This window comes from Proluteimonas luteida (assembly GCF_021191695.1).
GTDB lineage: Bacteria > Pseudomonadota > Gammaproteobacteria > Xanthomonadales > Xanthomonadaceae > Luteimonas > Luteimonas luteida.
The window spans coordinates 1-13,021 of record NZ_JAIWPT010000029.1 but is presented as its reverse complement, the minus strand read 5'-3'; the positions used below and the strand labels follow the sequence as shown (position 1 = coordinate 13,021).

The 13,021-nt window shown below is 72.5% G+C and carries 14 protein-coding genes; 9 read left to right on the top strand and 5 right to left on the bottom strand.

The window, feature by feature from the left end:
• Positions 1 to 125: 125 nt before the first annotated feature.
• A complete protein-coding gene (gene rpsU, locus LDO26_RS17455; RefSeq protein WP_047138278.1) occupies positions 126 to 341 on the bottom strand; it encodes a 30S ribosomal protein S21 in 216 nt (71 codons plus the stop codon).
• A 227-nt stretch (positions 342 to 568) separates the two neighbouring features.
• Between rpsU and tsaD the strand changes: the two genes are divergently transcribed.
• The 5 genes from tsaD to LDO26_RS17430 all read left to right on the top strand — a co-directional run bounded on the left by tsaD (position 569) and on the right by LDO26_RS17430 (position 4,697).
• The gene (tsaD, locus tag LDO26_RS17450; protein ID WP_232132373.1) at positions 569 to 1,651 is read left to right on the top strand and encodes a tRNA (adenosine(37)-N6)-threonylcarbamoyltransferase complex transferase subunit TsaD; all 1,083 of its coding nucleotides are present in this window, start codon (positions 569 to 571) and stop codon (positions 1,649 to 1,651) included.
• Between the two features lie 49 nt (positions 1,652 to 1,700).
• Positions 1,701 to 2,057: a dihydroneopterin aldolase gene (gene folB, locus LDO26_RS17445; RefSeq protein ID WP_232132372.1), complete on the top strand. Its 357-nt coding sequence runs from the start codon at positions 1,701 to 1,703 to the stop codon at positions 2,055 to 2,057.
• Between the two features lie 12 nt (positions 2,058 to 2,069).
• Complete coding sequence (locus tag LDO26_RS17440; RefSeq protein ID WP_232132371.1) at positions 2,070 to 3,386, top strand: mechanosensitive ion channel family protein; 1,317 nt, start codon at positions 2,070 to 2,072, stop codon at positions 3,384 to 3,386.
• A 12-nt stretch (positions 3,387 to 3,398) separates the two neighbouring features.
• A complete protein-coding gene (folK, locus tag LDO26_RS17435; RefSeq protein WP_232132370.1) occupies positions 3,399 to 3,887 on the top strand; it encodes a 2-amino-4-hydroxy-6-hydroxymethyldihydropteridine diphosphokinase in 489 nt (162 codons plus the stop codon).
• A 195-nt stretch (positions 3,888 to 4,082) separates the two neighbouring features.
• Complete coding sequence (locus tag LDO26_RS17430; protein WP_232132369.1) at positions 4,083 to 4,697, top strand: hypothetical protein; 615 nt, start codon at positions 4,083 to 4,085, stop codon at positions 4,695 to 4,697.
• Positions 4,698 to 4,755: 58 nt separating this feature from the next.
• On the opposite strand, the gene LDO26_RS17425 is transcribed toward LDO26_RS17430, so the two are convergent.
• A complete protein-coding gene (locus LDO26_RS17425; RefSeq protein ID WP_232132368.1) occupies positions 4,756 to 5,490 on the bottom strand; it encodes a pteridine reductase in 735 nt (244 codons plus the stop codon).
• A gap of 55 nt (positions 5,491 to 5,545) precedes the next feature.
• Between LDO26_RS17425 and LDO26_RS17420 the strand changes: the two genes are divergently transcribed.
• From LDO26_RS17420 to LDO26_RS17405, 4 genes are all read left to right on the top strand, one after another.
• Entirely contained in the window at positions 5,546 to 6,760 is a 1,215-nt protein-coding gene (locus LDO26_RS17420) for a class I SAM-dependent methyltransferase (protein ID WP_232132367.1), read from the top strand.
• Complete coding sequence (locus LDO26_RS17415) at positions 6,757 to 7,185, top strand: VanZ family protein (RefSeq protein WP_232132366.1); 429 nt, start codon at positions 6,757 to 6,759, stop codon at positions 7,183 to 7,185. The genes LDO26_RS17420 and LDO26_RS17415 overlap by 4 nt, the downstream gene beginning before the upstream one ends.
• A 75-nt stretch (positions 7,186 to 7,260) precedes the next feature.
• Positions 7,261 to 8,274 carry an aminoglycoside phosphotransferase family protein gene (locus tag LDO26_RS17410; RefSeq protein ID WP_232132365.1) on the top strand — a complete coding sequence of 338 codons (1,014 nt, stop codon included), beginning with the start codon at positions 7,261 to 7,263 and terminating at the stop codon, positions 8,272 to 8,274.
• A 60-nt stretch (positions 8,275 to 8,334) separates the two neighbouring features.
• Complete coding sequence (locus LDO26_RS17405) at positions 8,335 to 9,156, top strand: DUF72 domain-containing protein (RefSeq protein WP_232132364.1); 822 nt, start codon at positions 8,335 to 8,337, stop codon at positions 9,154 to 9,156.
• A 21-nt stretch (positions 9,157 to 9,177) separates the two neighbouring features.
• On the opposite strand, the gene LDO26_RS17400 is transcribed toward LDO26_RS17405, so the two are convergent.
• Genes LDO26_RS17400 through LDO26_RS17390 form a run of 3 tightly spaced genes read right to left on the bottom strand, consistent with a single transcriptional unit; the run spans position 9,178 to position 12,819 of the window.
• The gene (locus LDO26_RS17400; RefSeq protein WP_232132363.1) at positions 9,178 to 9,489 is read right to left on the bottom strand and encodes a hypothetical protein; all 312 of its coding nucleotides are present in this window, start codon (positions 9,487 to 9,489) and stop codon (positions 9,178 to 9,180) included.
• A 50-nt stretch (positions 9,490 to 9,539) separates the two neighbouring features.
• A complete protein-coding gene (locus tag LDO26_RS17395) occupies positions 9,540 to 10,808 on the bottom strand; it encodes a multifunctional CCA addition/repair protein (RefSeq protein WP_232132362.1) in 1,269 nt (422 codons plus the stop codon).
• Between the two features lie 34 nt (positions 10,809 to 10,842).
• A complete protein-coding gene (locus LDO26_RS17390) occupies positions 10,843 to 12,819 on the bottom strand; it encodes a lytic transglycosylase domain-containing protein (protein WP_232132361.1) in 1,977 nt (658 codons plus the stop codon).
• Positions 12,820 to 13,021 lie beyond the last annotated feature (202 nt).

Genomic DNA, 13,021 nt, shown 5'->3' with positions numbered 1-13,021 from the left:
GCCGGCCCCCGAGAGGGCCGCCGCCATGGACGGCAGCACGACAAAAAGCCGGCAGCGCGTGGGCGCAGCCGGCTTTTGCATCAACAAACGATCAGGCCGGGCGGGGTGCCGCCCGGTCGCGCCGATCAGTACAGGCGCTGGCGCTTGGTGACGTCGCGCGAGACGCGACGGGCCTGACGCTTCACGGCGGCAGCGGCCTTGCGCTTGCGCTCCTGGGTCGGCTTCTCGTAGAACTCGCGCTTGCGGGTTTCAGCGAGCACGCCCGCCTTTTCGCAGGTGCGCTTGAAACGGCGCAGCGCAAACTCGAAGGGTTCGTTTTCGCGGACTTTGACGCTTGGCATGGAATCTCCGGGGATTTGACCGTCCGACCGGCGCTGACCGGGTCGGATCGACTTGCGAACTCGCATTCCACCGGGCTCCGGCCCGGCGAGCCGCGTATGATAGCCGCACCCCCGTGGTGCGTGCAAGCGGGTCCGCCCGCGGCGCGATCCGGGCCGTGGCGCCGGCCCTGCCCGGCCCGCGGCCCAGCGGTCGCGCCTGCCCCCTTCTCCCGCAATCTCCGGTCCCCATGAAAGTCCTCGGCATCGAAACCTCCTGCGACGAAACCGGCGTGGCCGTCTACGACACCGCGATCGGCGGCGCCGGCGGGCTGCGCGCGCATGCGGTCTACAGCCAGATCGCGCTGCACGCCGAGTACGGCGGCGTGGTGCCGGAACTGGCCAGCCGCGACCACGTGCGCAAGCTGCTGCCGCTGGTCCGGCAGACCCTGGCCGAGGCCGGCATGGACGTGCGCGACATCGATGGCGTCGCCTACACCGCCGGTCCCGGCCTGGTCGGCGCGCTGCTGGTCGGCGCCGGCGTGGCGCGATCGCTGGCGTGGGCGCTGGAGGTGCCGGCGATCGGCGTGCACCACATGGAGGGGCACCTGCTGGCGCCGCTGATGGAGGACGATCCCCCCGAGCCGCCGTTCGTCGCGCTGCTGGTTTCGGGCGGGCATACTCAGCTGGTGGCCGTCGATGCGATCGGCAGCTACCGGCTGCTCGGCGAGACCCTCGACGACGCCGCCGGCGAGGCCTTCGACAAGACCGCGAAGATGATGGGCCTGCCGTATCCCGGCGGCCCGCAGCTGGCCGCGCTGGCCGCGCAGGGCACGCCCGGGGCGTTCGCGTTTCCCCGGCCGATGACCAACCGGCCGGGCCTGGATTTCAGCTTCAGCGGGCTCAAGACCCAGGTGCTCCTGGCCTGGCAGGGCAGCGACCGGTCGGAGGCGACGCGCGCCGACATCGCCCGCGGCTTCGAGGACGCGGTGGTCGACACGCTGGCGATCAAGTGCGCGCGCGCGCTCGACGCCGCCGGCTGCGACACGCTGGTCGTGGCCGGCGGCGTCGGGGCCAACCGGCAGCTGCGGGCCAAACTGCAGGCCGACGCGCGGCGCCGGGCGGGACGCGTGTGCTTCCCGCGCCCGGCGCTGTGCACCGACAACGGCGCGATGATCGCCTTCGCCGGCGCGCTGCGGCTCGAGGCCGGGCAGCAGGCCGACGCGGCGGTGCACGTGACGCCGCGCTGGGACATGGCCTCGCTGCCGCCGCTGGCGACAGCGGCGGGATTCGGGAACGGGGATTCGGGATTGGAAAACGCCGCAACCCGCTAAGCTGTCGCGGCCTGCGCATCCCGAATCCCCAATTCCGAATCCCCGACCCATGGACAAAGTCTTCATCGAAGGCCTCGAGATCGAGGCGCTGATCGGCATCTACGACTGGGAGCGGCGCATCCGCCAGCCGCTGCTGTTCGACCTGGAGATGACGTTCGACAACCGGGTGCCCGCGGCCAGCGACGACATCGCGAAGACCCTGGACTACAAGGCCGTCAGCAAGCGCCTGATCGATTACGTGTCGGCCTCGGATTTCGGCCTGGTCGAGACCCTGGCCGAACGCTGCGCGGCGCTCGTGATCGAGGAGTTCAACGTCGAGTGGTTACGCTTGAAGCTCAGCAAGCCGGGCGCGGTGCGTGGTGCACGCGCGGTCGGCGTGATCATCGAGCGCACGCGTGCGCGTTGACGGAGTGGATTGATGCGACAACAGCTGGACCATCTGCAGGCGGTGCTCGCGCCGTATCCCTGGGCCTACACCCTGGTCGTGCTGGCCGGACTGCTGCTGGCGGCGTGGCTGGCCAACTGGGTGACCAAGCGCGTGCTGCTGCGCGGCCTGCTGCGGGTGCTGCGGGCCACGCCGCTGGGCGGCCGCGACCACAACCACGCGGTGCAGCTGCGGGTGATCCCGCGGCTGGCCAACGTGGTGCCGGCGCTGGTGATCTCGGCCGGCATCGGCGTGGTGCCGGACCTGCCGCCGGAGGTCGTCACCGTGGTGCGCGCGCTGTGCCAGGCATTCGTCGTGCTGACCGTCGCACTGTCGGTCTCGCGCCTGCTCGATACCATCAACCACGCCTACGAGCGTCGGCCCGATGCGCAGAACAAGCCGATCAAGGGCTATTTCCAGGTCGTGAAGATCATCATGTTCGTGCTGGTCGGCATCTCGATCATCGCGACCCTGATCGGCGCCCAGTTCCTGCACATCCTCACCGGCCTCGGCGCGATGACCGCGGTGCTGATGCTGATCTTCCAGGACACCATCCTGTCGCTGGTGGCCAGCGTGCAGATCAGCAACGACGGCCGCGTGCGCATCGGCGACTGGATCGAGATGCCCAGCCAGAACGCCGACGGCGACGTCATCGACATCGCCCTGCACACCATCACCGTGCGCAACTGGGACCGCACCGTGACCACGGTGCCGACCAAGAAACTGGTCAGCGACGCGTTCAAGAACTGGCGGCCGATGTTCGAGGGCGGCGGCCGCCGGATCAAGCGCGCGCTGTTCCTCGACCAGCACAGCGTGCGCTTCCTCGAGCCGGATGAAGTCGCGCGCTTCCGCCGCTTCGTGCTGCTCGACGACTACCTCGACGAGAAGGCGCGCGAGCTCGAGGCGTGGAACGCGAAGCTGGCCGAGCGCGGCGCCGAGCCGGTCAACGCGCGCCGGGTGACCAACCTCGGCACGTTCCGGGCCTACGTCAACCACTACCTGCGCAACCATCCGGGCATCAACCAGGACCTGATCCTGCTGGTGCGGCAGCTGCAGCCGACCGCGCAGGGCCTGCCGCTGGAGATCTACTGCTTCACCAGCGACACCGGCTGGGTCGGCCACGAGAACACGCAGTCGGACATCTTCGATCATCTGATCGCGCTGCTGCCCGAGTTCGGCCTGAAGCTGTTCCAGGACAACAGCGACGCGCCGCTGGAGGTCAACCTGCATCAGGCCGATACGCCCGCGGACGTGTCGCCGCCGCCGGCCACCGCGCGCCTGCCCGGCGGCGACGCATCACCCGCGGCCTGACCGGAGCCCACGATGGCACGCGCCTGCCTGAGCCTCGGCAGCAACATCGCGCCGCGCGTGCACCTGCGCGCGGCGATCGCCGCGCTGCGCGAAGCGTTCGGCCCGGTGCGGGTCTCGCCGGTCTACCGGTTTCCGGCGGTCGGCTACGACGGCCCCGACTTCCTCAACGCCGCGGCCGTCATCGACACGGAGCTGTCGCCCGCGGCGCTCAACGACCGGCTGCACGCGCTCGAGGACGCGCACGGCCGCGACCGCAGCGGCCCGCGCCACAGCGACCGTACCCTGGACATCGACATCGTCCTCTACGACGACCTGGTCTGCAGCGGCGCGGGCCATCTGCGCATCCCCCGCGACGAACTGCGGCATGCCTTCGTGCTCAAGCCCGCGGCCGGCATCGCGCCCGACTGGCGGCACCCGGTCGACGGGCGCACGCTGGGCCAGCTGTGGGCAGTGCATCCGGATTTCGACACGATCTTCGAGGCGGTGACGCTTCCGGCCTGAGGGGAGGTCGCGGACCTTTCGGGCGGGATTGCCACACGCCGGCACACTGCTGACAAGCGGAACTGCTACATCGGCGGATCCCCGAACGGAAATCCTGTCTTGAACATCCGATCCCGCGTCGCATGTGGGTTCCTGGCGCTGGCGACCGCGCTTCCGATCGCTTCGGCCGCGCCGCCGGCGCTCTCGATCGATGGCGTGTGGCGCGCCGACGTCCAGGAGAACCAGCGGCTTGCCGATGCCGCCGATGTACGGATGCGCGGGCAGGTGCCGGCGGCGGCGTCCCATCCTCCGTCCCGCGAACGGCATGGCCCATCGCCCGCGGGCGGTCCCGACGGCAAGGGGCCGCCCGCGGGCGGGCCGGGTGGTCCACCTCCGGAAGGTCGGCGCAACCGGGACGGACCCGGCGGTGCGCCTGCGCCGGGTGCTCGCCCCGATACCGACGCCCTGCCGCAGGCGCGGTTGCTGCGCCCGGAATTCGCCTTCGCCGCCCCGCTGGCGCAGGGCCTGCTGATACAGCGGATGCAGGCAACGCTGATTTTCGCCAGCCGCGATGGCCGTCGCCAGACGCTGGTGCCGCTGCAGGGCGACCCGGTCGAACTCGAGGGCGGTGTCCGGGCGATCGCGCAGGACGTCGACGGCGTGCTGGAACTGTGGCTGCAGGCCGCCGATGGGTTCGAGGCACGCTATCGCTATCTGCCGGAGCCGGCCGGAGGGCTGCGCGTGGCGATCGAGGCCGGTGAGCGCGACGCGACGTCCGCGTATCGTGTCGAGCGCGTCTATCTTCAGCCCGGGGGCAGCGCCGGCGGATGACCGGAGGCCTGGGGGTACCCGGCCTCACAGCCGGTCGCGGGAGGCGAGCGCCGGCCTCTCAGGCCAGCCGCCCCCCGTCGACGGTGAGTGTGGTGCCGGTGCTGTAGGTCGCGCCGGCGATCAGGTAGTGCACGGCGGCGGCGATGTCGTCGGGCTCGCCGGTGCGGCCCAGCGGGGTGCGCGCCAGCAGCTGCGCCTGCAGCCCGGGATCGGCCGCGTGTTCCGGCCACAGGATCGCGCCGGGGGCCACGCCGTTGACCCGGACCCCGGGCGCCAGTTCGACGGCGAGCACGCGCGTCATCGCATCCAGCGCGCCCTTGGTGATCGCGTACACGCCGAGGCCGGCCCGCGGTTCCCGCGCGTGGATGTCCGACAGGTTGACGATCGCCCCGCGCGTGGCGCGCAGGTGCGGCGCCGCGGCCTGGGCGAGGAAATACGGCGCGCGCAGGTTGGTCGCCAGCAGCGCGTCCCACTGGGCCGGCGTCGTCGTGCCGAACGGGGTCTCGAAGAATGCCGAGGCGTTGTTGACCAGCGCGTCGAGCCGGCCGAACCGGCCGACCGCGACGGCCACCAGCTCGGGCAGGCGGTCGAACTGTGCCAGATCGGCCTGCAGCACCTGCACGCTGCCGGTCCGCGCGGTCTCGAGTTCGGCGGCCAGCGCATCGGCCTCGGCGCGCGAGGTATGGCAATGCAGGGCGATGGCGTAGCCCTGCGCATGCAGGTGGCGCGCGGTCGCCGCGCCGAGGCGGCGGGCGGCGCCGGTGATCAGCGCGACCGGGGGATGTGGATGCATGCGGCACTCCGGGCGATCTCGGTATGCTGTGCATTGTCGTCGCGATTGCCGTCCCATGTCCGACCCGACCGTTTCCGAAGACGCCCTGGCCCACAGCGAACGCCTGCGCCAGCTGATCCTGGCGCAGATCGCCGAGGCCGGCGGCGCGATTCCGTTCTGGCGTTTCATGGAGCTGGCGCTGTATGCGCCGGGCCTGGGCTATTACAGCGCGGGCGCGGCGAAGTTCGGCCCGGCCGGCGATTTCGTCACCGCGCCCGAGCTCGGGTCGCTGTTCGCCGAGTGCATCGCCGAGGCGTTCGCGCCGGTGCTGCAGCAGCTGCGCGACGATCCCGCCGATACGGGCGACACCCACGTGCTGGAGATCGGCGGTGGCAGCGGCGCGTTCGCCGGCGACGCACTGGCGCACCTGGCCGCGCTCGGCGCCGCGCCGGCGCGCTACGCGATCCTCGAGCCCAGCGCCGACCTGCGCGAGCGCCAGCGCGCGCACCTGCAGCAGCGCCTGCCCGCGGACCTGTTCGCGCGCGTGCAGTGGCTCGACGGGCCGATGCCGTCGGACTGGCGCGGGGTGCTGTTCGCCAACGAGGTCGTCGATGCGCTGCCGACGCCGCGCTTCGTCATCGCCGAGGGCCAGGTGTTCGAGGAATATGTCACCGCCGGCGACGATGGCGGTGCTTCTGCCCGCGGTTTCTCGCGCACGTTGCAGCCGGCCGACGCGTTGCTGTCGTCGGCGGTGCGCCACATCGAGCAGCAGCGCGGCGCGCCGTTTCCCGACGGCTACCGCTCCGAGGTGCTGCCGCAGCTGCCGTACTGGGTGCAGGCGGTGTCGGGCGGACTGCGCCGCGGGGCGATGCTGTTCGTCGACTATGGCTATCCGCGCCGCGAGTACTACCGCGACGACCGCAGCGACGGCACCCTGCGCGGATTCTTCCGGCACCAGGTGTCCAGCGACGTATTCGCCCTGCCCGGCCTGCTCGACCTCACCGCGTCGGTCGACTTCACCGCGCTGGCCGAGGCCGGTACCCACGCCGGCTTCGATTTCGCCGGCTACTGCAACCAGACCTCGCTGTTGCTGGGCAACCGGCTCGAGCAGCGGCTGGCGGCGCACGAGGCCGAAGCGATCGACGAGGCCGCGCGCTATGCGCTGCGCCAGCAGGCGAAGAAGCTGACCCTGCCCGGCGAGATGGGCGAGGCGTTCCAGGCGATCGGCTTCGCGCGCGACGTCGATTTCGAACACGCGTTCCTGATCGGCGACCTGAGCTACCGCCTGTGAACGGCGCGCGCCGTCCGCGGCTTGGCCGCGCGCTCAAGCCGCTGCGCCGGCCGTGGTTGTGGTGTGGGCTGTGGTGCGCGGCGATCGCGACGGTCGTGGTGCTGTCGCTGATGCCGCCGCCGCCGATGCCGGACGTGCAGGACGGCGACAAGCTCGGCCATTTCCTCGCCTACTTCGTGCTCGCCGCGTGCGCGGTGCAGCTCTACGCGCGCTGGTCGTCGCTGCTGGGGGCCGGCATCGCGCTGGTGCTGCTCGGCATCGGCCTGGAGCATGCGCAGGGCGCGCTGACCGACGACCGCATGCAGGACCCGATGGACGCGCTGGCCAATACCCTGGGCGTCGTCGCCGGACTGGCGACGCGGCTGACGCCGTGGCGCGATCTGCTGCTGCGGATCGATACCCGGGGCCAGGCGCGGCGAGGGTGAGCGTGGGCGACGGCCGCGGTCCGCGTCGGGTGCCGATTGGACGATAATCGCGCTTCCTCCTCCCGGCCGGTTTCCATGTCCGCACGTCCAGCGCCGCCTTCCCCCGATGCCGACCGCGCGGATGCGCGCCTGGCCTGGGCCCGCGCCGCTGCCGGCGATCCGGCGCTGACGCTGGCGCGCGCGTCGGCCGACGCCGGATTCCGCAGCTACTGGCGCGCGGACACGCGCGGCGGCACCCGCATCGTCATGGATTCGCCGCCGGCGCTGGAAGACGTGCGTCCGTGGCTGCGCATCCGCGACCGGCTCGAGGCGGGCGGCGTGCGCGTTCCGCGCGTGCTGGCGCGCGATGTCGATGCCGGTTTCCTGCTGCTCGAGGACCTGGGCGCCGAGACCTGCCTGCAGGTGCTGCAGCGGCAGCCGGACGCGGACGCGCGTGATGCGATGTTCGACGCCGCCCTGACCCAACTGCTGTCGATCCAGGCGATGCCGTGCGCGGACGACCTGCCCGCCTACGATGCCGCGCTGCTGCTGCGCGAGCTGTCGCTGTTCGACACCTGGTACCTCGGCACGCACCTGGGCGTGCGACTGGACCCGCCGGCGCGCGCCGCGCTGGACGCGGCCGGCAAGGTGCTGGTCGAGGCCGCGCTGGCCCAGGCGCAGGTGTTCGTGCACCGCGATTTCATGCTGCGCAATCTCATGCCGGTCGAATCCGGCGTGGCCGTGCTGGATTTCCAGGACGCGGTGCGCGGTCCGATCGCCTACGACGTGCTGAGCCTGTGCAAGGACGCGTTCGCAAGCTGGCCGCAGGCGCGCATCGATGGCTGGGTCGCCGACTACCACGTCCGCGCCGCGGTCGCCGGCTTGCCCGTGCCGGAACTGGCGCAGTTCCGCCGCGATGTCGACCTGATCGGCGTGCAGCGGCACCTGAAGGTGCTGGGCATCTTCGCCCGCCTGCACCATCGCGACGGCAAGCCGCGCTACGTCGCCGACGCGCCCAGGTTCCTCGGCTATCTCGACGCGGTGCTGCCGCGGTATCCCGAACTCGCCGGGCTGCACGCACTGCTGCGCCGGCACGCGCCCGCCACGTGACGGCCATGCACGCGACCGGCGGATCGGGCGACATGCCACGCTGGCCCGGGCGGTAGCGGCATGGACCTGTTCGATACGAGCCCGCGGCCGGTCGACGGCATCCGCACCGGCATCGGCGGCTGGACGTTCGCGCCGTGGCGCGACAACTTCTATCCGAAGGGGCTGGTGCACCGGCGCGAGCTGGAATACGCCAGCCGGCACCTGACCGCGATCGAGATCAACGGCACGTTCTACGGCGCGCAGCCGCCCGAGGTCTATGCGCGCTGGCGCGACGAGACGCCGGAGGGCTTCGTGTTCTCGCTGAAGGCGCCGCGGCACATCGTCCGCGCACGCTCGCTGGCCGGCACCGGCCGCCAGGTCGCGGCCTTCGTGCACGGCGGCATCGCCGAGCTGGGCAGCCGGCTCGGGCCGCTGCTGTGGCAGCTGGATCCGCGGCGCGCCTTCGACCACGACGATGTCGCCGCCTTCCTCGATCTGCTGCCGCGCGAACTCGACGGCGTGGCGCTGCGGCACGTGCTGGAAGTGCGGCATCCCGGCTTCCGGTCACGGGCCTACCTCGCGCTGGCGCGCCAGCATGGCGTGCCGACGGTGTTCACCGACTCGGCGGAGCATCCCTCGTTCGCCGACCTGACCGGCGATTTCGTCTACGCGCGGCTGATGGCCAGCCGCGAGCAGCATCGCGAGGGCTACCCCGGGCTGCAGCTCGACGCCTGGGCCGCGCGCGCGCACCAGTGGGCGCGCGGCGAAGCGCCGGGCGACCTGCCCTACGTCGACGCGCGCGATGCGATGCCGGTGCGGCCGCGCGCGGTCTTCATCTACTTCATCGGCGCGGCCAAGGCGCGCAACCCGGCCGCGGCGATGGCGCTGCAGGCGCGGCTGTAGCCACGCCCGCGGCCGTCGGCCTCATTCGACGGCGGGCGCGGCGCAGTAGGCGGCGAAGCCGGCTTCCGAATTCTCGAAACCTTCGCGGCCGGCCAGTTCCCACGGCCGTTCGCATTGCGCGGTGTGCGCGCACCAGGCGTAGCCGGCCGAGCCCCTGCAGCCGTGTTCGTCGACGTCACCGCCGACCAGCGGCAGGTCGGCGGCTGCGTCCGCCGGCGCATCGGCGGGCGTCGCAGCGGCGTCGACCGCGGTATCGGGAGCGCCCGGGGCCTGCGACGGGGACGAACAGGCGGCAGCCAACAGCAGCAGTGCAGCGGCGAACAGGACGCGCATGGGGGAACTCCGGGTGGACAGGCGTTCAGGGTAGGTCGCGGTGGCAGGCGTCACAAGCGCCGGCTCTCCTGTCCGGCGTCGCCACCATCGCCGGGCGCGACCCTGCGCGCAGCGGCGATCGCCGCGATCCGCGCCTTGCGCAACGCCTCGCCGAGCGCAGGGCCGGTGACGCCGTCCGCGGCCAGGTCGCGCGCGTGCACGGCCAGCGCGGCGGCGTGCGCGCGGCGCAGGGTCCGTCCTTGCGGATAGGCCGCGTCCGCGCTGCCCAGGCGGCCGCGCTTGTCGGCCTCGCACACGGTCGCCAGCTGGCCGATGCGTTCGGGTTTGCGGAAGCCGTCGCAGCGCGCGATCAGGTCGTACACGGTGGCGTCGCGCAGTTCGTCGATGCGATGCACGTTGAGGTGCTCGCGGCAGGCGATCATCGCCAGTTCGCGGTGCGCCGCCGGCACCCGCAGGCGATCGCACAACGCCGCCAGCGGCTTGAGCCCGGCGTGTTCGTGGCCGATGTGGCGCGGCAGTTCGTCCTTCGGCGTCAGCGCCTTGCCGAGGTCGTGGGTCAGCGCGGCGAAGCCGATCAGCGCGTCGCCGGGCGCGAGCCGCGCGGCCATGTCGCTGACCAGCTCCTGGTGCACGCCGGTGTCGATCTCGGGGTGGTATTCGGCGTGCTGCGGCACACCGTACAGCGCGTCGACCTCGGGCAGCACCACCGCCAGCGCGCCGCAGTCGTGCAGGGTGCGCAGGAACGCCGACGGCTGCGCCGACGCCAGCGCGCGCGACAGCTCCTGCCAGACGCGCTCCGGCGTCAGCGTGTCCAGTTCGCCGGCGGCGACCATCGCGCGCATCAGCGCCATCGTCTCGTCGGCGACGCGGAAGCCCAGCGGCGCGAAGCGGGCCATGAACCGGGCCGCGCGCAGTACCCGCAGCGGGTCCTCGGCGAACGCCGGGCCGACGTGGCGCAGCACCCGCGCCGCGATGTCGGCCACGCCGCCATGGGGGTCGACCAGGTTGCCGTCCGCGTCCTCGGCGATCGCGTTGATGGTGAAGTCGCGCCGCTGCAGGTCCTCCTCCAGCGTCACCGACGGATCGGCGTCGACGACGAAGCCGCGATGGCCGCGCCCGGACTTGCGCTCGGTGCGCGCCAGCGCGTGCTCCTCGTGGGTGCCGGGATGCAGGAACACCGGGAAATCGCGGCCGATCGCGCGGAAGCCCGCGGCCTCCATCGTGTCCTGGGTCTCGCCGACGACGACGTAGTCGCGGTCGCCCGGCGGCAGCCCGAGCAGCCGGTCGCGGACCGCGCCGCCGACGAGGTAGATCTTCACCGCACGGCCCCGGTGTCGCGTGTCACGACACTGGTCAGCCCGCGGCCGGACATGCGAATGCCTTGCGCCTGGCGCCGGTGTCGCCCTGCATGCGTGCGGTCACCGGCACCGCCTGCCCGTACATGCGCCAGTCGTAGAGCACGCTGAAGGCCAGCACGCGGGCGACGTACTCGCGGGTCTCGCGGTAGCTGATGGTCTCGATCCAGAAGTCGGCGTCCATGTCCGGGCGCTGCGCCAGCCAGCGCCCGGTCGGCGTCGGCCCGGCGTTGTAGGCGGCGATCGCGACGTGCGGGGCGCCGTACATGTCCTTCTTCTCGCGCAGGTACGCGGTGCCGATGGCGACGTTGGTGTCCGGGTCGTACAGGCTGTCGGCGCCGCGCCACGGCAGGCCGAGGCGGCCGGCGACCGCGGCGGCGGTCGTGGGCAGCACCTGCATCAGGCCGCGCGCGTTGGCCGGCGAGCGCGCGTTCGGGTTGAACGTGCTCTCGGCGCGGATCTCGGCGGCGACCCACGCCGGGTCGAGGCCGTGACGCCGCGATTCGCGCTCGATCAGCGCCTGCTGGGTCAGCGGGAAGCGCAGGGTGTAGAGCCGCATCTCGTCGGGCTGGCGGCCGAGGCCGAACACGCCGCGGTCGTACCAGCCGTTCTCCTGCGCCACCAGTACCGCGATGCGGCGCTGGTCGTCGTCGAAATTCGACAGCGCGTGGCTCCATTCGCGGGTCGCCCAGACCGGGCGGTCGGCGCGGTACAGCGCCATCGCGCGCACGATGCCGGGATCGCCGGCGATGCGCGCCTTCGCCGCGTCGGCGGGATTGAAGTCCCACGGGCACAGTGCGTAGGGCTGGTCCAGCCGGTCGGCGGCGAGGAAGCCGTGGAAGTCGGATTTCGTCGCCGCGTCGCGGTACAGCGGCTGCGCGCCGGCGGCGTCGCCGGTCAGCTCGGCCAGCCGCGCCTGGAACCAGGTCCAGCGCGACTGGCCGCGCTGTTCGGCCCCCATCCTGCGGATCGCGGCCAGCGCCGCCGGCCAGTCGCTGCGCGCCAGGGCCTCGCGCACGCGCCATTCGTGCAGGCGCTCGTCGTAGGCGGCGTCGGGCACGCGGTTGAGCAGCCGCGCCGAATCGGGCAGGTAGGAGGCGACCGTCCACAGCGCCGCCTGGTAGAGCACGCGGTTGCGCTGCGCGTCGGACAGGCCCAGCGCATCGGCGAGCGCCGGCAGCTGCGCCTCGGCCGCGAGCGGATCGTCCTTGGCGAACTTCGCCAGTCCCTGCGAGGCGACCTCGCGGCTGCGTGCGGTCGCGGGCCATTGCGCCGCGCGCGCATGCGGCGCCTGCATGAAGGCGGCGTAGTCGTTGGCCAGCGCCTGCTGCGACGCCGACAGGCCGCGCGCGATCGCGCGCATCATCGTCGCGTCGCCATCGGCCGCCGCCAGGTCGAAGCGCTCCCAGCGCAGCGCGTCGTCGAGGCCGCCGTTGCCGGCCAGCGCGGCCAGCGGCGGGTCGCATTCGTCGGGCAGCGACTTGCCGGTGCTGCGCCAGATCGCCTGCGCCTCGCGAGTCCACTGCGCGTCGATGCCGGCGCTGCGCTGGCGTGCGTCGAGTTCGATGCACTGCAGTGCGGTCGAGGTGATCGACGGCGACCATGCGGCGCGTACGCCGGCCCAGTCGCCGCGCTTGGCCAGCGCGCGCAGCCACGCCTCGCGGAATGCGGACGCGACCGGCTGGTCGCGGTAGCGGGCCAGGAACGCATCGGCCTGCGCGGTCGGCAGGGTGTCGAGATTGCGCCGCAGCGCCGCGAACTCGAGCCAGCCGCGCGCAGGGTGGGCATCGAACGCGGCGGGAATCGGCTGGCCGCGGTCTGCGGCCTCGAATGCGGCGCGCAGCGCGGCGTCCTGCGCGGACACCGCCGGCGGCAGCCAGGCGGCGAGGCATGCGAGCAGCAGCAGGCCCGGGCGCAGGCGGCGCGGCGGCGGGGCGTGGCGCACGTCGGCGCCGTCGGTCGGGGCGTCAGTCATCGGCATCCATGGTCCGGATCGGCCGCGACTATAGCCCAGCGCAGCTGAAGCGCCCGTGGGTGTGGGCGCTTTCTCCGGACGGGTCAGCCGAGGCGCCGCTGCACGATGCGCGCGAACACGCTCACCGCGACCGGCAGCAGGTCGTCGTCGAAATCGAAGGTCGGGTGGTGGCACATCGCGCTGTCCTGGCCGAGGAACAGGT

What these genes read in the sequence shown, in the direction of transcription:
- rpsU (WP_047138278.1), bottom strand. Translation starts at nt 341, where the DNA reads ATGCCAAGCGTCAAAGTCCGCGAAAACGAACCCTTCGAGTTTGCGCTG.
- tsaD (WP_232132373.1), top strand. Translation starts at nt 569, where the DNA reads ATGAAAGTCCTCGGCATCGAAACCTCCTGCGACGAAACCGGCGTGGCC.
- folB (WP_232132372.1), top strand. Translation starts at nt 1,701, where the DNA reads ATGGACAAAGTCTTCATCGAAGGCCTCGAGATCGAGGCGCTGATCGGC.
- LDO26_RS17440 (WP_232132371.1), top strand. Translation starts at nt 2,070, where the DNA reads ATGCGACAACAGCTGGACCATCTGCAGGCGGTGCTCGCGCCGTATCCC.
- folK (WP_232132370.1), top strand. Translation starts at nt 3,399, where the DNA reads ATGGCACGCGCCTGCCTGAGCCTCGGCAGCAACATCGCGCCGCGCGTG.
- LDO26_RS17425 (WP_232132368.1), bottom strand. Translation starts at nt 5,490, where the DNA reads ATGCATCCACATCCCCCGGTCGCGCTGATCACCGGCGCCGCCCGCCGC.
- LDO26_RS17420 (WP_232132367.1), top strand. Translation starts at nt 5,546, where the DNA reads ATGTCCGACCCGACCGTTTCCGAAGACGCCCTGGCCCACAGCGAACGC.
- LDO26_RS17410 (WP_232132365.1), top strand. Translation starts at nt 7,261, where the DNA reads ATGTCCGCACGTCCAGCGCCGCCTTCCCCCGATGCCGACCGCGCGGAT.
- LDO26_RS17405 (WP_232132364.1), top strand. Translation starts at nt 8,335, where the DNA reads ATGGACCTGTTCGATACGAGCCCGCGGCCGGTCGACGGCATCCGCACC.
- LDO26_RS17400 (WP_232132363.1), bottom strand. Translation starts at nt 9,489, where the DNA reads ATGCGCGTCCTGTTCGCCGCTGCACTGCTGCTGTTGGCTGCCGCCTGT.
- LDO26_RS17390 (WP_232132361.1), bottom strand. Translation starts at nt 12,819, where the DNA reads ATGACTGACGCCCCGACCGACGGCGCCGACGTGCGCCACGCCCCGCCG.